The following is a 19546-nucleotide window of genomic DNA, read 5'->3' as shown; positions in this document are numbered from 1 at the left end:
GAAGCGACGAAGCAATCCAGGCGCGGCAGAGCCCTGCGCCTCCTGGACTGCTTCGCTGCGCTCGCAATGAGGGCAGCCCGCTCAAAACCCCTTCGCGGCCAGCGCCTTCTCGTCATCCGCGATGTAGTCGCGGATGATCGGGACGGCGCTCTTGTGCGGCCCGAGCAGCAGTTGGAACACCATGTCGCCGCCGATGTCGAAGGAGATCGAGCAGGCGCAGAGATAGAACTCCCACATCCGCGCGAAGCGCTCGCCCATCATGCCGACCACTTCCTCGCGCCTCGCCATGAAGCGCTCGCGCCAGGCCTCCAGTGTCCAGTGGTAGTGGCGGCGCCAGAATTCGCAGTCCGAGGACCAGAGCCCGGTCTGCTCGACTGCGGCGAACACCTCCGACAATGCCGGCGCATAGCCGCCTGGGAAGATGTACTTCTCGAAGAACGGCCCGGTGAAGCCGGGCGGCCCGGCGCGGCCGATGCAGTGGACGAGTGCGATCCCGTCCGGCGTCAGGAGATCGCGGATCCCCTCGAAATACTCGCCGTAATGCGCGACGCCGACATGCTCCATCATGCCGACCGAGACGATGCGGTCGAACGTCCCGGTGAGCTCGCGATAGTCCTTGTTGACGAAGGTTACGGCATCGCCGACCCCAGCCGCCTCGGCGCGCCTCGCAGCCGCCGCCATCTGGTCGGGCGAGACGTTGAGGCCGGTCACCTTCGCCCCGCAGGCCTTGGCCAGATAGATCGCCAGTTCGCCCCAGCCCGAGCCGATATCGAGCACACGCATGCCGGGCTCGATCTTCAGCTTGGCGGCGATGTGCCGGAGCTTGGCCTTCTGCGCGTTCTCCAGCCCGACATCCGGCGAGTGCCAGTACGCACAGGAATAGGTCATGCTCTCGTCGAGCCAGAGCCGATAGAAATCGGTCGGGATGTCGTAGTGGTGCTTGACCTTCTTGCCCGCGAGGCCGAGCGGGTTGTGCATGCGCCAGCGCCGGATGCGGAAGCGCACCTGCCGGATCACCTTCTGCAGCGGGTGCTTCCGCAGCTCCTTGCGCTGCAGCCAGAACAGCGTCAGCAGATCGTGGATCGTGCCTTCCTCGAAGTCGATCCGGCCATCCATGTAGCCTTCGGCCAAGGCGAGCTCGGGATTGAGGAAAAGCTCGCGCTCGATACGGTTGTCATGGAAGCGCACCGTGACCGAGGGCGCCGTCTTTCGCACGCCGGCGAACAACATCTCGGCTGGACCGGGTCCGAAGACGTGGCGCTTGCCGTCCGGCGTGATGACGGTGAGGCGTCCCTGCCGGACGAACCCCTTGAGCAATCGCGGCAGCAGCAGCATCGGCATCCCCCGTCCCGCGCGCCCCGAGTCGGGGACGCAATCGTGACTTAAGCGGAAACCGCCGCGTCCCGGAACCCCGGCTGTTGCGAAGCCCTGCCGCTTGCGTCTAGTCATCGGGCAACGGTCGTGAGCGACCCCGAGGATCGATACTGCCCATGTCCTGGCGCGATTTCTGGAACGGCGAACATTCCATCTACGTCTCGCCGCGCCACAAGGCGCTGCACTACCACGCCATCGCAAGCGACGTGATCGCACATGTTCCCGCGCCCGACGCCGTCGTGCTCGACCATGGCTGCGGCGAGGCGCTCGATGCGGCACGCGTCGCCTCGGCCTGCGGCAGGCTCTATCTTTGCGAAGCTGCGCCCACCGTGCGTGACAAACTGCGCGCCCAGTTCGGCCGCAAGGTCAACATCACGGTCGTCTCCCCCGAAGAGGTCGAGGCTCTGCCGGAGGCTTCGCTCGATCTCGTCGTCGCCAATTCGCTCGTCCAGTATCTCTCCCGCGACGAATTGAAGGCGCTGCTCGAAACCTGGCGCAGCAAGCTCAGGCCCGGCGGCAAGCTGGTGATAGCGGACGTCATTCCGCCCGACGTCAGCCCGCTCACCGATGCCTCGCAGCTTCTCGGCTTCGCCTGGCGCGGCGGCTTCCTGATGGCGGCGCTCGCAGGCCTCATCCGCACCGCCTTTTCGGACTACCGGAAGCTCAGGGCGCAATACGGGCTGTCGACCTACACCCCGGACGCCATCTCCGAACTGATCGGCGAGGCCGGCTTCGCCGACCTGCAGAGGCCCGCGAATTTCGGCCACAACCCGCATCGGATGACGTTCAAGGCGACGAAGCCCACCTGATCGAAATAGGCCGCGCATCCATTACGGCAAGAATGCTGACTTATACTAAAGTTCCGCTAGGGGAGCGCGCAAAGTAGCTTGATTTGGCGGAGCGAACGTGGCTCTGAGCGCGGCTTGCCCCGAAGGCGTGAGAGCTCCGTGCAGGATCAGTTCAACTGTCCCTATTGCGACGCCACGCTCAAGGCGGGCGTCCTGTCCTGCCGTTGCTGCGGGCGTGACCTGACGCCGGTCCTTCCCCTGCTGCGTCGCCTCGGTGCTCTGGAGGAGCGGCTCACGGCCTTCGAGAAGCGTGCCGAAGAGGACCGCGCCGCACTGGCTGCAAGACCCGTTGCAGCCCTGGAACCTGTAGCATCCGAGAAGGCGGACACGCCTGAGCCTGCCCCTCCGATCGCCCACTCCGTTGCGCGCCGCCGCTACTGGGTGTTGCCCTTCGGCCTGACTTTGCTGCTGCTGGCCTATTGCGCGATCGTCCTTTGGCTCGACCTGCCGCTCTGGGCGCTGCGCCTTGCCTCGATCGCGATCCCCTTCATCACCGGCATGCTCTATTTCGGGCTTCGCCCGCGGCTGATCGCCTTCGATATCGGCATCGCCATCGGTTTCGCGATTTTTTCCGTCGTGACCATGAACGCATTGCTCGGTTGGCACGACAATATACCGCTCCTTCCGCAAGGGCTGGCAGCCTGGCGCGAGACTTCGTTCTATGCGCTGAGCATCGGCGCCTCCATGTTCTCGGGGATGTTGCTGCGCGTGACGCAGGCTGCGCTCACCGCGCGGGGCCTCGTCTCGCTGCCGGAACTGCGGAAGGGGCTGCTGGCCGTGCATGGCAAGGTGCCGATGGAAACGCTGAAAACCATCGAAACCACCATCCTGATGGCCGGTACCATCATTTCTGCCATCGCCGGCCTCATCGCCGGAATCTTGGGAGTGAAATAGGGACGATGATGAAGACTGTGCTCATCCCGCACATTCTGCGTGTTGTTCTCGCCGCCGCTGTGATGTCGACGACGGCACACGCCGCCGAACCGGTTCAGCTCATCACCCGTGAGGAAGCGGGCTTGCCGACCACAGCCAAGGCCCCAGCCAGCACGCGCAACCTCACCCGCGGCCCCAGCATCGACACCTTGCCGACGCCCGACAAGAGTGTTGACGGCAAGCCTTTCCGGCTGGCCGTTCGCTTCATGCCGAGCAACGGCGTGCCGATCGATCCGGCGACCGTGCGCGTCTTCTATCGCCGCCAGCCTCCGGTCGACATCACCGAGCGGATCAAGCCCTTCATCACGCCGGCAGGAATCGACGCGCCCTCAGTCCTCGTCCCCAGCGGAAGCCACATCATCGAGATCGAGGCGACCGACAAGGAAGGCCGCATCGGCCGCCGCCAGCTCACGCTGACGGTCGCCCCGCAGCAGTGAGGAAAACGACCGGGCGGCGTGCCGTCAGGCCGCCCGGTCGGCGAAGCTGAAGAATTTGTGACCGAGGAACGAGAACACCATCACCACGCCGGTGGTGACGATCTGCATCGGCAGATAGGGCAAGCCAGCCCTCGTCACGAAGAAATGCATCAGGATTCCGGTGAGCACGAAGCCGCCGGCTGCGATCAGGGCGAAGCGCCACCCCGCTTGCGCATGGGTGCGCGTGGCGTCGAAGGTCATCCAGCGGTTCAGCGTATAGGAAACCAGCGCGCCGACGACGAAGCCGGCGAGCGTCGCCGGAACAGGATCGATCCGGCCGAGCTCGACGAGCCCGATCAGCACGCCGTAATGCGCGACCGCGGTGAGCCCGCCGGCGACGACATAGGCCATGAGCTGGCGGAACTGGCGCGGATAGCGGCGAAACGGCATCCGCGCTTCCTAGATCATGGACAGCGCGGGGCGAACGATTTTTTCGCCCCGCGCTGCTTCACGAATTATCCGGCGTCGCTGCCGGCAAGGTTGGCGGGCATGCCGCCGACCGGCATATCGAGCCCCTGCTTCAACGTGTGGAGATGATATTCGCGGATGCGCGCGTTCGTCGGGTCGCTGACGAAGGCGCTGCCCCCGATCACGGCGAGACTCGGCGTTGGCGTCTTCGCCGCGTAGGCACAGTCGAAGGCCGGGACCGCGTCGAAGGAGGCGATTTCCTTCCAGGCGGGCCCGACCTCGTAGATCCTGAGCTTGCCGTCCGGCGTCAGATTGGCGAGCCGGCTGCCATTGCTGCTGAGCTCGAACCGGCAGACAGCCTGCTCGCCCGGCACCGGCAGCACATCCTCGGCGGAGAGCGCCTTCGCTTCGGGATCGATCCGGAGCAGCGCGTCATAGGGCGCCTTCAACCCGTAATTGCCGACGAGATGGCGTCCGCCTTCGCGGGACTTGAGCGCGCTGGTGCGCCGTTCGTCGGGATAGGCGAGCTTCCGCGCGCTCCAACCGTCTGCGGCGCCTTTCGCGGCTTTGGACAGCACCAGCAAACCGCCGCCCTCCCCTTCGGTGCAGCCGAAGACATAGCGCCCGCCGCGCGCCGGCGCATAGCCGTGATAGAGCTTGCAGGAAGCTTCCGCTCGCGCCGGGTCGTTGAAGCCTGCGACACGCTTCCAACCGCCATCGTTCTGTGACGCTCGGCCCTGCTCGAGGATCTCGAAGCCGTTGGGACGTGGCGAGGCGCTGCGGTCATCGCCCTTGGCATAGGCGGGGTTGGGCACCGAGATCAACCATTGCCGCGCTCCGAGCGGCACGGCAATGCCATGCTGCGGCGCCGGGCTCGGCCAGATCGTGACCTCGGGTTCCGGCTTGGCCAGGGCGTCGATGGCGAGCATCACCACCTTGGGCTCGCTCTTGCCTTCCCAGGGACGTAAGCCGTCATAGAACAGCGCGAGCTGCCCATGGCCCGAAATGACATGGGCAGGCCGGTCCCCTTTCGTCGAGAAGTCGAGGAGCTTCGGCTCGGCCTTGTCGAGATCGACATGGTCGCCATGCGACTCGGCGATCAGCCCGGTGTCGAGGATGCGCAGCGTCCCCGCGTCGTCTCCCGTCTTGACCACGACGTAGCGCCCGCCGGAAACCGCGGCGAAACCCGGATTGGCTTTTGGCACGTCGAAGCTATGCGTGACCTCGCCGCTGTCGAGGTCGAGGATGCGGACGACCGTTTTTTCGTGGTCGGCGAAGACGAGCCGCCCGCGTAGCAGCGCATGGTCATGCGCAAGGGCCGCGGACGCGAGCAGGCAGCCGACGAGGCCGAAGCCGGCCGCAACGAGGCGAGACGAAGACAAGGGAAAACTCCACTTATTACGCAATGATATAACATTGCATAATAACGACCGACACCTCAACTCGCTTCTGCGGCGAGCGGTGGATAAATCCCGCCCCCTGCGGCGCTTCCGACCGCGCCCCCTGGGTTTCAGCCGAACCGTGTTAGGCCCGCACCTCGAAGACCATGTTGAACGGCGTCTCGGTCGCCCGGCGGAAATGCGAGAAGCCCGCATCCATCGCGACCTTCCGCAGCCGCATCTCGCCGGCCTGCGCGCCGAGGCCGAGCCCGACCTCCTGCGAAAGAGAGGCTGGCGTGCAGATCATCGTGGACGCGCCGTAGAAGATCCGCCCGACCGGGTTCAGATTGTCCTTGAGATGGTCGTGCGCGAAGGGCTCGACGATCATCCAGCTGCCGTCCCGCGCCAGCGACTCCCGCACATGCTTCCCCGCACCGACCGGATCGCCCATGTCGTGCAGGCAGTCGAACATCGTCACGAGGTCGTATTTCCGCTCGGGGAAGTCCTTCGCGGAGGCACGCTCGAAGACGATGCGATCGGCAACGCCCGCCTTCTCCGCCGCCTCGCGCGCCCGCTCGATCGAAGGCCCGTGATAGTCGAAGCCATAGAAGCGCGATTGCGGATAGGCCTGCGCCATCAGGATGGTGGATGAGCCGTGCCCGCAGCCGACATCGGCGACGGTCGCGCCCTGCATCAACTTGGCCTGGACACCGTCCAGCGCCGGAATCCACTCCGCGGTCAGATGCGCGTTGTAGCCGGGCCGGAAGAAGCGCTCGGTTCCCCGGAACAGGCATTTGCTGTGCTCGTGCCAGCCGAGGCCCGAGCCGGTTCGGAAGGCCTCCTCGACCTTCGGCTCGTCGACCCACATCGACTGCACGATCTCGAAGGCACCGGCGAAGAAGGCGGGGCTGTCGTCTTCGGCGAAGGCCATGGCCTGCTCCGGCGAGAGGCTGAAGCTGTCGCTGCCCTCGTCATAGTCGACATAGCCGGCCGACGCCTGGCCGGCGAGCCATTCGCGCACATAGCGTTCTTTGAAGCCTGTCTTCTCTGCCAGTTGCCGGGAGGTGACGGGCTCGCCGTCGCCCATCGCCTTGTAGAGGCCGAGCTGGTCGCCCAGCACGATCAGGGCGCCAGTGACGGAGGCTCCGACGTCACCGACGAGACGCCCCACCAGGGCATCGAGTTTCTGAGGGTCAGCAGCACGCATGGCCATGCTCCTCGGGTTCGGGCGTGGCCGGTGCCGCGTCGCGATCCGGCTCGACGCCATCGCGGAAGAGAGGACGCTAAACCTGCGCCAGACGCTGTCAACGGGGCGAAGTCGAACCCTGCGTCTCGTCGCTGCCTGAAAGCCATTCGGGACCGAGCCGCGGCAGGTTCGGGTCACGCCGCGCGGTCTCGATCACGCTGTCGATCAGCCCGGGAAAGCGCTGGTTCAGCTCGTCGCGCCGGATGCTGAGATAGCGCGACGTTCCCTCCACCCGCATGCGGGTGATGCCGGCCTCGCGCAGCTTGGCGAAGTGGTAGGACAGCAGCGAAGGCGAGGCGAAGGCGGTGAAATGGCTGCAGCGCGCCTTGTCGACCTCGCTGACATCGGCGAGCGCGACGAGGATGCCGAGCCGTATCGGATCCGCCAGCGCCGCGAACACGTCGGCGGGCGCGACATCCTCGATATCGGGGTGGAAGACCGGCTTCATCGCCTCCGAGATAGGCGATGAAGCTGCCGCTGACAATATTCAACATTCATTGAAATTACCCTTGCGGGCAGTGATCGGCACCCTTAAAATTCAACGATCATTGAAGTTTTGAAGCTTGCCTTCGAAACAGCGATCATCCGCAAGGATCATTCCCATGGATACGCGCCTTCTTTCCCTCGCCGGCGGCGCCTTCGCCATCGGCACGGGCAGCCTGATCGTCACCGGCATCCTGCCCCACCTCGCCAACGGCCTGAGCGTTTCTGTCGACACCGCCGGCCTGCTCATCTCGATCTTCGCCCTCGCCTATGCGATCGGCTCGCCGATACTCTCCACCGTGCTCGGCGATGCCGACCGCAAGACGGTGCTGGTCGGCGCGATGACGGTGTTCGGCCTTGCCAATCTCGGTGCCGCCTTCGCCAGCGATTTCTGGGTGGTGATGGCCGCCCGGATCGTGATGGCGCTCTCGGCGGGCGTCTTCATGCCGGCGGCGAACGCAGTCGCCGTCGCGGTCTCCGCGCCGGAGCGGCGCGGCCGCGCCATCGCACTGGTCACCGGCGGTATGACGGTCTCGCTGATTCTCGGCATCCCGATCGGCACGGCCGTGGTCGGTTTCGGCGGCTGGCACCTTGCCTTCCTGATCGTGACGCTGTTCAGCGCGTTGTCTCTGGCGGGCCTTCTCGTCAAGCTGCCCAAGGGCCTGCCGCACAGCACGAACACGCTACGCGAGCGCCTGCAGGTCGCGGGGCGCAGCGATGTGCTGCTGGCGCTGGCAACAACGATGCTTTGGACCACCGGCGCCTTCGTTCTCTACACCTATATCGCGCCCTTCCTGACCAACCATGCCGGTATCGCCGGCCCCTGGCTCGCCGCGGCGCTGGTCGTCTCCGGCATCGGCTCGGCCATCGGCAACCAGCTCGGCGGCATCGCGAGCGACCGCTTCGGCCCGGAGCGGACGCTGACCGTCGTGCTGACCGTGCTGGCCGCGGCGTTGCTCACCGCCTCGCTGATCGCCGTCAACCTGCCGCCGGCACTGGCGATCTACCCGATCCCCTTCGTGCTGCTGATCTGGAGCGCGGCGGGTTGGGCGGGGCACCCCTCGCAGATGTCGCGCCTCGCGGCGATGGCACCGGACGCGGCCGTGGTCGCGCTCTCGCTCAATGCCTCCGCGCTCTATTTCGGCATCGCGGCCGGCGCTGCGCTCGGCCAGCAAGTCATGCGCCATGCCGGCACCTGGCCGCTCGGCTTCGTCGGCGCCGCCTGCGAGATTGCGGCCCTCGCCGTGCTCTTCATCGCCATGCGGCGCAAGCGCCGGCAGCCCCGTTCGCTGGAGATCGATCTCATCGTTCCCGCGCCAAGGCCTGTGCGTTGAGCGACGGGGGAAGCGCTTTTAGCTTCCCCCCGCCGCCTTGGCCGTCTATAGCGAGCGCCTAGCATTCATTCAGACGTTCGCCAGGCCTCCGCTCGCCCGATCGGACCGGCCTTGCGCGCGCCCGCAAGACCGGTCGAGATCATGCCCAAGCGCACAGACATCAAGTCCATCCTGATCATCGGCGCCGGCCCCATCATCATCGGACAGGCCTGCGAGTTCGACTATTCCGGCACCCAGGCCTGCAAGACGCTGAAGGCCGAGGGCTACCGCATCATCCTGGTCAACTCGAATCCGGCGACGATCATGACCGATCCGGACCTGGCCGATGCGACCTATGTCGAGCCGATCACGCCCGAGATCGTCGCCAAGATCATCGAGAAGGAGCGCCCCGACGCGCTGCTGCCGACGATGGGCGGCCAGACCGCGCTGAACTGCGCGCTCTCGCTGAAGAAGATGGGCGTGCTGGAGAAGTTCAACGTCGAGATGATCGGCGCCACGGCCGAGGCCATCGACAAGGCCGAGGACCGCGAGCTCTTCCGCGAGGCAATGACCAAGATCGGCCTCGACACCCCACGCTCGCATCACATCAAGACGCTCGGCCAGGCGCTCGACGCGCTCGAGGATATCGGCCTTCCCGCGATCATCCGCCCCTCCTTCACCATGGGCGGCACGGGCGGCGGCATCGCCTACAACAAGGGCGAGTTCATCGACATCGTCGAGCGCGGCATCGACGCCTCCCCGACCAGCGAGGTCCTCATCGAGGAGAGCGTGCTGGGCTGGAAGGAATACGAGATGGAGGTCGTCCGGGACAAGAAGGACAACTGCATCATCGTCTGCTCGATCGAGAATTTCGATCCGATGGGCGTCCATACCGGCGATTCGATCACCGTCGCGCCGGCCCTGACGCTGACCGACAAGGAATACCAGATCATGCGCGACGCCTCGCTGGCGGTGCTGCGCGAGATCGGCGTCGAGACCGGCGGCTCGAATGTTCAGTTCGCGATCGACCCGGCCACCGGCCGCATGATCGTCATCGAGATGAACCCGCGCGTCTCGCGCTCGTCTGCTCTCGCTTCCAAGGCGACCGGCTTCCCGATCGCCAAGGTCGCGGCGCGTCTGGCCGTCGGCTACACGCTCGACGAGATCGAGAACGACATCACCGGCGGCGCGACCCCGGCCTCCTTCGAGCCGACGATCGACTATGTCGTCACCAAGATCCCGCGCTTCGCCTTCGAGAAGTTCCCGGGTTCCGAGCCGACGCTGACGACCGCGATGAAGTCGGTCGGCGAGGCCATGGCGATCGGCCGCACCTTCCAGGAATCGCTGCAGAAGGCGCTGCGCTCGCTGGAAACGGGCCTTGACGGGCTCGACGAGATCGAGATCGAGGGCTTCGGCCATGGCGACGACCGCAACGCCATCAAGGCCGCGATCTCGACGCCGACGCCGGACCGCATCCTCCACGTCGCCCAGGCCATGCGCTTTGGCTTCAGCGACGAGGAGATCCACGAGAGCTGCAAGATCGATCCCTGGTTCCTCGCCCAGATGCGCGGCATCGTCGAGACCGAGGAGAAGATCCGCAAGTTCGGCCTGCCGCAGACGCCCGGCGCCTTCCGCCAGATCAAGGCGATGGGCTTCTCGGACAAGCGCCTCGCCGCGGTTGCGGGCAAGACCGAGGCCGAGGTCAGGGCGCTGCGCAAGTCGCTCGACGTCCGCCCCGTCTACAAGCGCATCGACACCTGCGCGGCGGAGTTCGCCTCGCCGACCGCCTACATGTATTCGAGCTATGCCATGCCTTTCGCCGGCAAGACGGCGGACGAGGCCAATCCTTCCGATCGCAAGAAGGTCGTCATCCTCGGCGGCGGTCCGAACCGCATCGGCCAGGGCATCGAGTTCGACTATTGCTGCTGCCATGCCTGCTACGCGCTGCGCGACGCCGGCTACGAGACCATCATGATCAACTGCAACCCGGAGACGGTCTCGACCGACTACGACACCTCCGACCGGCTCTATTTCGAGCCGCTGACCGCGGAGGACGTGCTCGAGATCCTCGAGACCGAGAAGCAGAACGGCACGCTGCACGGCGTCATCGTCCAGTTCGGCGGCCAGACCCCGCTGAAGCTCGCGAATGCGCTGGAAGAGGCGGGCATCCCGATCCTCGGCACTTCGCCTGACGCGATCGACCTCGCGGAAGACCGGGACCGCTTCAAGCGCCTGCTCGACAAGCTGCACCTGAAGCAGCCGAAGAACGGCATCGCCTACTCGGTCGAGCAGTCCCGCATCATTGCCGGCGAACTCGGCCTGCCCTTCGTCGTTCGCCCCTCCTACGTGCTCGGCGGCCGCGCCATGGCCATCATCCGCGACGAGGTGATGTTCGAGGACTACCTGCTAGGCACCCTGCCCTCGCTGATCCCCTCCGAGGTCAAGGCCAAGTATCCGAACGACAAGACGGGCCAGATCAACACCGTCCTCGGCAAGAACCCGCTGCTGTTCGACCGCTACCTGTCGGACGCGATCGAGGTCGATGTCGACTGCCTCGCGGACGGCAAGGACGCCTTCATCGCAGGCATCATGGAGCATATCGAGGAAGCCGGCATCCACTCCGGCGATTCGGCCTGCTCGCTGCCGCCGCGCTCGCTCTCGGCCGAGACCATCGCCGAGCTGGAGCGCCAGACCAAGGCGATGGCGCTCGCGCTCGATGTCGGCGGCCTGATGAACGTGCAATACGCCATCAAGGACGGCGAGATCTACGTCCTCGAGGTCAATCCGCGCGCCTCGCGCACCGTGCCCTTCGTCGCCAAGGTCATCGGGCAGCCGATCGCCAAGATCGCGGCCCGCATCATGGCCGGCGAGCCGCTGGCGGGCTTCGGCCTGAAGCCGGCGGTGCTCGACCATGTCGGCGTCAAGGAAGCGGTCTTCCCCTTCGCGCGCTTCCCTGGCGTCGATGTCCTGCTCGGGCCGGAGATGCGCTCGACCGGCGAGGTCATCGGCCTCGACCGCTCCTTCGACACCGCCTTCGCCAAGAGCCAGCTCGGCGCCGGCTCCAAGGTGCCGGTCAAGGGCACGGTCTTCGTCTCGGTGCGTGACGACGACAAGCCGCGCATCGTCCCCTCCGTGCGCATCCTCGCCGATCTCGGCTTCCGTATCGTCGCGACCGGCGGCACGCTGCGCCTGCTGCAGGAACAGGGCATCGACGCAGCGCGGATCAACAAGGTTCTGGAAGGTCGGCCGCATGTCGTCGACGCGATCAAGAACGGCGAAATCCAGCTGATCTTCAACACCACGGAGGGTCCACAGGCGCTTGCGGATTCCCGTTCGCTCCGTCGAACAGCCCTCTTGCACAAGGTGCCCTATTATACCACCTTGGCCGGAGCGATCGCTGCCGCGGAGGGCATCAAGGCCTATTGCAGCGGCGATCTCGAAGTACGATCGTTGCAGTCATACTTCGAACGCGCGGCCTGAGAGGCCGTTCGCGGCGAAGTTCAAAAATTGAGCGGAAGCGCGGAGACACCGACGGTCACTTTACCGCCGGTGGGCCGCGCTTTCGGAGCTTGTGGGACGGAAAGAATGGAAAAGGTTCCGATGACCGCGGGCGGCTTCGCCGCCCTGGAGGCCGAGCTGAAGGACCGCCAGCAGGTCCAGCGCCAGCGCATCATCACGGCGATCGCCGAAGCGCGCGCGCTGGGTGATCTCTCCGAGAACGCGGAATATCACGCGGCCAAGGAAGCGCAGTCGCTCAACGAAGGCCGGATCATGGAACTCGAATCGCTGATCGGCCGCGCCGACATCATCGATGTCAGCAAGCTCGGCGGCGACACGATCAAGTTCGGCGCGACCGTCAAGCTGATCGACGACGATACCGAGGAAGAGAAGAGCTACCAGATCGTCGGCGAGCCGGAATCGGACGTCAGGTCCGGCAAGGTCTCGATCGGCTCGCCGATCGCGCGCGCGCTGATCGGCAAGAAGGTCGGCGATTCCGTCCAGGTCAACACGCCCGGCGGCGGCAAATCCTACGAGGTCGTCAGCGTCGACTTCCGCTGAGCTCAGCATCTCCGCAGACAGCACCATGCTCGCCCTGGTGGCGAGCATTTGTGTTTCGGGCGCGGCCGGTGATGAACGAGCACGGAGATGTTCGGGGCGAACCCGGCGTGGCGACGCCGGGCGTCACCCCATCACGACGATCTTCACCGCCCTGATGATACCGTCCACAGCGACGCTCGCCAGGATAAGGCCCATCACCCGGCTGATGACGCTCGCACCCGCATTGCCGATGACGGCGATGATGCGCGAGGCGCAGAACAGCAATCCGAGCAGGATGGCGAAGATAATCGCAATCTGAACCACGGTCTCGGCCTGTTCGGCGATGCTGAATCTCGAATTGTCGGTGATGGTCATCACGGTCAGCATCGCGCCGGGGCTGGCGATGCTCGGAATTGCCAGTGGATAGACCGCCTTCTCGAGGTCTGAGGAGCGCAGAAGCTTCTGATCCTCCTCAAGTTTCGATTCGCCGAAGATCATCGTCAGCGCGAACAGGAACAGCACGATGTTCCCGGCGATCTGGAAGGAGCTCAGCTCGATATCCATTGCCGTCAGCAGGATCTGGCCGAGCACGACGAAAAACAGCAGCACGAGGAAGGCGACGAGCGATCCCTGAATGGCAATGCGCCGCGCCGCTGCAGCGCTGAGCCCGGCCGTGACCGCCAGGAACACCGGCAGGGTGCCGATCGGATCGATCACCACCCAGAGCTTCACGAATTCCGTCAACCAGCGTTCCATCGAATCCCCCCGCGTCTCGCGCCTCATAGAGCATGCCCGGGCGATAGCGGATATGCAGCCGCACCCCGACACATCTTGGCAACCAAGATCGAGGGAAGATGAGGCGCGGGCCTGCTGCCATGGACTATCTCAGCCGCGCACCTACATTGAAGCGGCAAGCATTTGGAGACCCGGGCCATGATGACGCGTCGACTGTTTCTCGCTTCCTCGCTCGGTGCCGCGGCGTTGGCTCTGGTGCCCGGCATCGCCTCCGCTCAGACCGTGCCGATCGGCGCGATCAAGATCCAGTTCTCGCCAACCGTGACCCAGGCCTGGGGCGAAAATGTTGCGATCGTGAAGAGCGAGCTCGAACGCACGCTCATCGACCTGCTCGGCCCGTCGCTGCAGCGCGGCGCCGGCACGATCCTCGTCGTCAACGTCAGCAGCATCTGGCTGGCGAGCTACGCCGGCGGCGGCGGCAGCGGCAAGCCGTCCGATGGCGGGGCTTCCAATGACTATCTGGAAAGCATCGCGACGCTCTACGATCGCAAAGGCCGCGAGCTTGCAAGTTATCCGATCATGTCGACGGAACTCTCCGGCGGCGCCGGCGCCTGGTATCGGCCGGACGTCGATCAGCTTCGCCTGAAGGCGCTCGCCCGCAACAACGCCTACTGGATCAAGCGCTACGTCGGCTGAATGCAGATCGTTCGGAGCATTTTTGAGCTCTGAGGCACTGCCAACGGCGTCTCGAAGGAGGCTCCGGAGCCAGCTGAATCATCCTGCGGAGTAGCCGAAGGTTGCGTCTTGAAGGATGCGGGGCTGGATGCTCGGAAGCCGCTCAGCCGAAGGGCACGATCGGCTCGTCCTTGACCCGGTCGAGGGCGAGCGCGGTGCGGACGTTGCGGACATTCGGCATGGCCGTCAGTTCCCCGACGAAATCTTGGAAGGCCTTCAGGTCCGGCGCCACGCATTTCAGCGCGAAATCGATGTCCCCCGAGAGCGTCCAGCATTCGCGCACCGTAGCCCATTCGCGGATACGGCCCTGAAACGCAGCGAGATCGGCTTCGGCCTGGCTCGCCAGATGCACGAAAGCGAAGCAAACCACCTCGTAGCCCAGCTTTCGCTCGTCGAGATCGGCATGGTAGCCGCGGATCAGCCCGGCTTCCTCAAGCGCCCTGACGCGGCGCAGGCAGGGCGGCGGCGAAATGCCGACGCGGCTGGCGAGCTCGACATTGGTCATGCGCCCATCGGCCTGGAGCTCGCGCAGGATGCGCAGGTCGATATCGTCGAGTTTCGGACGCACGAAGATCCCCGAAGGCAAAGTATCCTCAAAGAAAAGCCGGGCTGGTGTAGACGGCAGCGACGGGCGATACAAGGCGCATGCCGCAGACGCAGACAGCCATGCACGAAAATCCGACGCCGACCGTCTGGGTCCTGAGCGACGGCAAGGCCGGCGACGAGTTGCAGTGCCTCGGCGTGGCCGAGCGGCTGGGTGCCGCCCCGGAAATCCGCCGGGTGAAGCCGCGCAAGCCGTGGGCCTGGCTGATGCCGCGCGGCCCGATCGATCCACGCGAGGCGCCGGACCGGCCGGGAAGCCCCCTCAGCCCGCCCTTTCCGGAGGTCGCGATCGCCTCGGGACGGCGCGCCGTCGCCTATCTGCGGACGCTGAAGAAGGTCTCGAACGGCGCGACCTATACCGTTTTCCTCAAGGACCCGCGCACCGGCCCCGCCGCCGCGGACCTGATCTGGGTTGCCGGGCATGACCGGCTGCGCGGCGACAATGTCCTCGTCACCACCACATCCCCTCACCGCCTGACACCGCAGAAGCTGGCTGCCGCGCGCGCTGCTCCGCCCGCGGCGGTCGCCGGCCTGCCAAGGCCGCGCGTCGCGGTGCTGGTCGGCGGTGACAGCCGCCATCACCGCTTCACGCCGGCCGATATCGAGCGCTTCGCCGGGCAGCTCGACGCGTTGGCACGGTCGGGCGCGTCCCTGATGGGCTCGCCCTCCCGGCGCACCTCCCCCGCACTGGCCGCCGCCGTCGCAACCGTCTTCGCCCGTCACGGCGGCTGGTGGTGGGACGGTTCGGGCGAGAACCCCTATCTCGCCCTGCTCGCCAATGCCGATGCCATCGTCGCAACCGCCGATTCCACCAACATGATCGGCGAGGCCGCCGCGACGGGCGCACCGATCTTGGTGTTCGAGCCGCAAGGCGGCCATCCCAAGATCGCGGCGCTGATCCAGGCGCTGGAGCGCGAGGGCGTTGTGCATCGCTTCTGTGGACGCCTTGAAGGCGAGGGCTACCAGCCGATAGACTCCACGCCCGTCATCGCCGATGCGATACGGCAGGGCTGGCAGCGCCACCGGGCCGTTCTGGGGCTGGGCGCGGCTTGAGCCCGATGGCTCTTGTTTCGGCGCCGCGCCGCCGTATCTGACGGATCGAAGCCGCGGCGCCCGGCCGCAGGAGAGGAATTGAGACGATGGCCCACACCCACGCCCGCGTCATGATCGTCGGCTCCGGCCCCGCCGGCTACACCGCGGCGATCTACGCCGCCCGCGCCATGATGGAGCCGGTGCTGATCTCCGGCATGCAGGCCGGCGGCCAGCTGATGATCACCACCGATGTCGAGAATTACCCCGGCTTCGCCGACGTGATCCAGGGTCCCTGGCTGATGGAGCAGATGCGCGCCCAGGCCGAGCACATGGGCACGAAGATGGTCTCCGACCACATCGCCCGCGTGGACCTCTCGCAGCGCCCCTTCCGCCTTTGGGGCGATGGCGGGGAGACCTATTCCTGCGACGCGCTGATCATCGCGACCGGCGCCCAGGCCAAATGGCTCGGCCTCCCCTCGGAGCAGGCCTTCCAGGGCTTCGGCGTCTCGGCCTGCGCGACCTGCGACGGCTTCTTCTTCCGGAACAAGGAGGTCGTGGTCGTCGGCGGCGGCAACACTGCGGTCGAGGAGGCGCTCTACCTCGCCAACCTCGCGAGCAAGGTCACGCTGGTCCATCGCCGCGACAGCCTGCGCGCCGAGCGCGTGATGCAGGAGCGCCTGTTCAGGCATCCGAAGATCGAAGTGGTCTGGGACAGCGCCATCGCCGAGATCTGTGGCGGCACGCAGCCGCCGAACGTCACCCATCTGCGCCTGACCAATACCAAGACGGGCGCGGCGAGCGAGCTGAAGGCCGACGGCGTCTTCATTGCCATCGGCCACAAGCCGGCGACCGAACTCTTCGCCGACCAGCTCACGATGCGCGAATCGGGCTACATCGATGTCGAGCCCGGCACGACCCGGACGAACGTTCCGGGCGTCTTCGCGGCCGGCGACGTCACCGACGAGCACTATCGTCAGGCGGTCACGGCGGCCGGCCTGGGTTGCATGGCCGCCCTCGATGCAGAGCGTTGGCTCGCTGCGAGCGAGCTCGACCAGCGAGAAGCGGCTGAATAGCCGCTTTTTCCGTACTCATCACCGAATCTGATGGGACGTGTAACCAGATTAAGTACGGATAATGGGCGACATTTGTCACACGGACATTGACGCACCGCCTCTTTATCCCCCATCATGCAAAAAACGCATAGCGGGGGAAGCGCGGTGGATTGGGACCGCATTAGAATCTTTTATACGGTCGCGGAGTCAGGCAGTTTTACCAAAGCTGGCGATGTTCTGGGCTTGAGTCAATCGGCCGTCAGCCGGCAGATCGGGGCGCTTGAGCGGGAGCTGCGCGCGCCGCTGTTCCATCGGCATACGCGCGGTCTGATCCTCACGGAACAGGGCGAATTGCTCTGGCGCGCGGCTCGCGAGATGACGCAGCGCCTGGAGCGGACCCGCTCGCAGCTTTCGGAAACGCGCGAGCACCCTTCCGGCGAGCTCAAGGTGACCGCGACGCGCGGCCTCGGCGGCCACTGGCTGACCCCGCGCCTTGCCGAGTTCATGGATCTCTATCCGGACATCCGGGTCGAGCTCATCCTCACGGATGAGGAACTCGACCTGTCGATGCGCGAGGCCGACATCGCAATCCGCCTGCGCCAGCCGCAGCAGCCGGACCTGATCCAGCGCAAGCTCTTCACGGTGCACTTCCACGTCTACGCTTCGCCTGCCTATGTGAAGCGCTTCGGCGAGCCGAAGACCTATGACGACCTGGACAACCACCGTATCCTGTCCTTCGGCGGCACCTCGCCCTCCTATCTGACGGCGGTGCACTGGCTGGGCACGATGGGGCGCGACCAGCGCAACCCGCGGCCGATCCACCTGACGGTGAACAACATCACCGCGATGAAGCGTGCGGTGGATTCGGGCGCCGGCATCGCGGTGCTGCCCGACTATCTGATCGAGACCGGCTCCCCTCTCGTGCAGCTGATGCGCGAGACCGAGATGCCGCAGCTCGAAAGCTATCTGGTCTATCCGGAAGAAATGAAGTCGGTCGCCCGCGTCCAGGTCTTCCGTGACTTCCTGATCCAGAAGGCCCAACGCTGGACCTACTGACAGCAGGCCTGCCTCTTCTTCGATATGGCAGTTGAATCGGGCGCCTACGGCGCCCGTTTTCAATTCTGGCGGTTTTGTGACCAGGACGGCGCAATCCCTGCGCAAATCCGCACATCGAAAACGACAGATAACCACCAAAAGAGCGAAAACACCCCGTTCAACGACCTAAAATTGTACCCACAAGCGAAGCGAGCGTGCAATGAGTGCATATTTCTCAATCATTTAAGCTCAAATTCGTACCATTTGCCACTATCTCATGCAGATAACGCATGGCGGACCCAAACTATGCTGCATTGCAAAACGGCAGGTGATGCCCGATATTGCACTCACGGTTGTTCGGAACGGGCTCCGCAATCTCCTCCCGGCGTTGAGTTCGTTTCAGCCGTTCCCCTCTGAGATGTTTGGCGGTTTCGCCAGATGTTTCAAACTTTCAAGGCCGGCTCCCCTCGGGGACGCCGGCCCTTTTTTTTGCCCCGCCACTGGCCAGCAAAAAGGCGCCGCCCGGAAAGGCGACGCCTGCGATGGAAGTTTGCGGGAAGCGCCTGCCCCGTCAGGCCGCGAGCTTGGCGGCGATCCCGGCGAACTGATCGAGGAAGCCCTGCAGGAAAGCGCGCGTGCCTTCATTGGCGATGTTGTGCTCGGCGTCGATCAGGCCGTCCTTGAAGGTGATGAAGACCTGCCCGCCAACCACGACGCCGGCAAGGTTGGTCAGGATCATGCGCAGCTCCTGTTGCGACACGGCAGTACCGACCACGCCGGCGCTGGTGCCCGTCACGGCCACCGTCTTGTTGGCCCAGGAATTCCGGCCATAGGGCCGCGACGCCCAGTCGATGGCGTTTTTGAGCACGGCGGGGATCGAGCGGTTGTGTTCCGGCGTCACGATCAGGATCGCGTCTGCCGCCTCGATCTCGCGTTTCAGCCGGAGCGTCGACTCCGGCCGCTCGGCCTCAAGATCCTGGTTGAACATCGGCAGGTCGTCGATCTGGACGAAGGACGCGTCGAAAGCGTTCGCTCCCAGCTTCACCAGCGCCTGGGCCAGCTTACGATTGATCGAGTCGCGACGATTGCTGCCCACGATGACGGCGAGCTTGAGTTTGGCCATGATATCTCTCGAAGAAGCGTGGAAATGCCCGAACAGTAGCGGCCCCTGTGCGCGCCTCGCAAGCGACCTCGCTGCAAACGCGCTATTGCGCGATTTTAAGGAAAACAGGTAATTGCGCGGCTCAGCGTCGGGCAGGCCGTGCCGCAAGCGGCAGCGCCCCGAACAGGCCGGGCTCGGCGCTCGTGCGCGCCTTCTCGATCGTCAGGATCCTGAGCTTGGTCTCGACGCCGCCATCGGCCGAGAAGCCGCCAGTCTTGCCGCCTGCAGCCAGCACGCGGTGGCAGGGCACGATGATCGGCCAGGGATTCTGGCCGAGTGCGACGCCGACGGCCCGCGCCGCGCCGGGCTCGCCGATGCGCTGCGCCACCTCGCCATAGGTCAACGTCTCGCCCGGCGGGATGGAGAGCGCAACCTCGTAGACTTTGCGGTTGAAGTCGGAGACCATCTCAAGCGCGACCGGCAGATGGGCGAGATCGCGCTTCTCCCCATCGAACAGCGCCCGGATGCCGGCCACGGCCTCGGCGACGAACCCGGTCGCCCCGGCCTCCTCAGCCTCCGGATAGCGCCGCGCCAGCCGTTTGTGCGCCGCATCCTCGTCGCGTTCGGGCAATTGCGCGCCGATGAAGCGCTCGCCTTCCCAGACCAGCGCACAGGTGCCGATCGCGGTGTCGAAGAGATGGAAATGCTGGGTGGCCATGGGCGTTTCGTGCCGTTCCGACTGCATGGTGGCTTC

Annotated in this window: 19 protein-coding genes; 10 read left to right on the top strand and 9 right to left on the bottom strand. The window is 65.5% G+C overall.

The window, feature by feature from the left end; genetic code table 11:
• Positions 1–81 precede the first annotated feature (81 nt).
• The gene (locus AC1DNE_RS01340; protein ID WP_441469769.1) at positions 82–1341 is read right to left on the bottom strand and encodes a class I SAM-dependent methyltransferase; all 1260 of its coding nucleotides are present in this window, start codon (positions 1339–1341) and stop codon (positions 82–84) included.
• Between the two features lie 149 nt (positions 1342–1490).
• Between AC1DNE_RS01340 and AC1DNE_RS01335 the strand changes: the two genes are divergently transcribed.
• The 3 genes from AC1DNE_RS01335 (at position 1491) to AC1DNE_RS01325 (ending at position 3592) form a co-directional block, all read left to right on the top strand.
• Positions 1491–2183 (top strand): class I SAM-dependent methyltransferase, encoded by a 693-nt coding sequence (locus AC1DNE_RS01335; protein ID WP_441469770.1) that lies wholly within the window; start codon positions 1491–1493, stop codon positions 2181–2183.
• 138 nt (positions 2184–2321) lie between these two features.
• A complete protein-coding gene (locus AC1DNE_RS01330; protein WP_441469771.1) occupies positions 2322–3116 on the top strand; it encodes a hypothetical protein in 795 nt (264 codons plus the stop codon).
• Positions 3117–3121: 5 nt separating this feature from the next.
• Entirely contained in the window at positions 3122–3592 is a 471-nt protein-coding gene (locus tag AC1DNE_RS01325) for a hypothetical protein (protein WP_441469772.1), read from the top strand.
• A 24-nt stretch (positions 3593–3616) separates the two neighbouring features.
• Here the strand turns inward: AC1DNE_RS01325 and AC1DNE_RS01320 are convergent, their stop codons facing one another.
• The 4 genes from AC1DNE_RS01320 to AC1DNE_RS01305 all read right to left on the bottom strand — a co-directional run bounded on the left by AC1DNE_RS01320 (position 3617) and on the right by AC1DNE_RS01305 (position 7112).
• Positions 3617–4021 carry a GtrA family protein gene (locus tag AC1DNE_RS01320; protein ID WP_441469773.1) on the bottom strand — a complete coding sequence of 135 codons (405 nt, stop codon included), beginning with the start codon at positions 4019–4021 and terminating at the stop codon, positions 3617–3619.
• Between the two features lie 65 nt (positions 4022–4086).
• The gene (locus AC1DNE_RS01315; protein WP_441469774.1) at positions 4087–5421 is read right to left on the bottom strand and encodes a hypothetical protein; all 1335 of its coding nucleotides are present in this window, start codon (positions 5419–5421) and stop codon (positions 4087–4089) included.
• A 142-nt stretch (positions 5422–5563) separates the two neighbouring features.
• Entirely contained in the window at positions 5564–6625 is a 1062-nt protein-coding gene (locus AC1DNE_RS01310; protein ID WP_441469775.1) for a class I SAM-dependent methyltransferase, read from the bottom strand.
• 97 nt (positions 6626–6722) lie between these two features.
• On the bottom strand, positions 6723–7112 hold the full coding sequence (locus tag AC1DNE_RS01305; RefSeq protein WP_441469776.1) for an ArsR/SmtB family transcription factor: 390 nt from the start codon (positions 7110–7112) through the stop codon (positions 6723–6725).
• Between the two features lie 154 nt (positions 7113–7266).
• Here AC1DNE_RS01305 and AC1DNE_RS01300 point away from each other — a divergent pair, with 154 nt between their 5' ends.
• From AC1DNE_RS01300 to greA, 3 genes are all read left to right on the top strand, one after another.
• On the top strand, positions 7267–8481 hold the full coding sequence (locus AC1DNE_RS01300) for an MFS transporter (RefSeq protein ID WP_441469777.1): 1215 nt from the start codon (positions 7267–7269) through the stop codon (positions 8479–8481).
• Between the two features lie 141 nt (positions 8482–8622).
• Complete coding sequence (gene carB / locus AC1DNE_RS01295) at positions 8623–11940, top strand: carbamoyl-phosphate synthase large subunit (RefSeq protein WP_441469778.1); 3318 nt, start codon at positions 8623–8625, stop codon at positions 11938–11940.
• Between the two features lie 105 nt (positions 11941–12045).
• Positions 12046–12519: a transcription elongation factor GreA gene (greA, locus tag AC1DNE_RS01290; RefSeq protein ID WP_441469779.1), complete on the top strand. Its 474-nt coding sequence runs from the start codon at positions 12046–12048 to the stop codon at positions 12517–12519.
• A 123-nt stretch (positions 12520–12642) separates the two neighbouring features.
• Here the strand turns inward: greA and AC1DNE_RS01285 are convergent, their stop codons facing one another.
• A complete protein-coding gene (locus tag AC1DNE_RS01285; RefSeq protein ID WP_441469780.1) occupies positions 12643–13254 on the bottom strand; it encodes a MarC family protein in 612 nt (203 codons plus the stop codon).
• 177 nt (positions 13255–13431) lie between these two features.
• On the opposite strand from AC1DNE_RS01285, the gene AC1DNE_RS01280 reads away from it, so the two are divergent.
• The gene (locus AC1DNE_RS01280) at positions 13432–13929 is read left to right on the top strand and encodes a hypothetical protein (RefSeq protein ID WP_441469781.1); all 498 of its coding nucleotides are present in this window, start codon (positions 13432–13434) and stop codon (positions 13927–13929) included.
• A gap of 142 nt (positions 13930–14071) precedes the next feature.
• On the opposite strand, the gene AC1DNE_RS01275 is transcribed toward AC1DNE_RS01280, so the two are convergent.
• A complete protein-coding gene (locus AC1DNE_RS01275) occupies positions 14072–14536 on the bottom strand; it encodes an Lrp/AsnC family transcriptional regulator (RefSeq protein ID WP_441469782.1) in 465 nt (154 codons plus the stop codon).
• 77 nt (positions 14537–14613) lie between these two features.
• Between AC1DNE_RS01275 and AC1DNE_RS01270 the strand changes: the two genes are divergently transcribed.
• The 3 genes from AC1DNE_RS01270 (at position 14614) to AC1DNE_RS01260 (ending at position 17711) form a co-directional block, all read left to right on the top strand.
• Positions 14614–15624, top strand: coding sequence for a mitochondrial fission ELM1 family protein (locus tag AC1DNE_RS01270; protein ID WP_441469783.1), 1011 nt, complete (start codon positions 14614–14616; stop codon positions 15622–15624).
• A gap of 86 nt (positions 15625–15710) precedes the next feature.
• Positions 15711–16676 carry a thioredoxin-disulfide reductase gene (gene trxB / locus AC1DNE_RS01265; protein WP_476765086.1) on the top strand — a complete coding sequence of 322 codons (966 nt, stop codon included), beginning with the start codon at positions 15711–15713 and terminating at the stop codon, positions 16674–16676.
• A 144-nt stretch (positions 16677–16820) separates the two neighbouring features.
• A complete protein-coding gene (locus tag AC1DNE_RS01260; RefSeq protein ID WP_149133170.1) occupies positions 16821–17711 on the top strand; it encodes a LysR family transcriptional regulator in 891 nt (296 codons plus the stop codon).
• A gap of 550 nt (positions 17712–18261) precedes the next feature.
• On the opposite strand, the gene AC1DNE_RS01255 is transcribed toward AC1DNE_RS01260, so the two are convergent.
• Together AC1DNE_RS01255 and AC1DNE_RS01250 are read right to left on the bottom strand one after the other, a co-directional pair.
• Complete coding sequence (locus AC1DNE_RS01255) at positions 18262–18813, bottom strand: NADPH-dependent FMN reductase (protein ID WP_476765085.1); 552 nt, start codon at positions 18811–18813, stop codon at positions 18262–18264.
• Positions 18814–18934: 121 nt separating this feature from the next.
• Positions 18935–19510 carry a methylated-DNA--[protein]-cysteine S-methyltransferase gene (locus AC1DNE_RS01250; protein WP_441469786.1) on the bottom strand — a complete coding sequence of 192 codons (576 nt, stop codon included), beginning with the start codon at positions 19508–19510 and terminating at the stop codon, positions 18935–18937.
• Positions 19511–19546 lie beyond the last annotated feature (36 nt).

This window comes from Allobosea sp. 05L423 (genome assembly GCF_056397745.1).
This window is presented reverse-complemented; position numbering and strand designations above follow the sequence as displayed.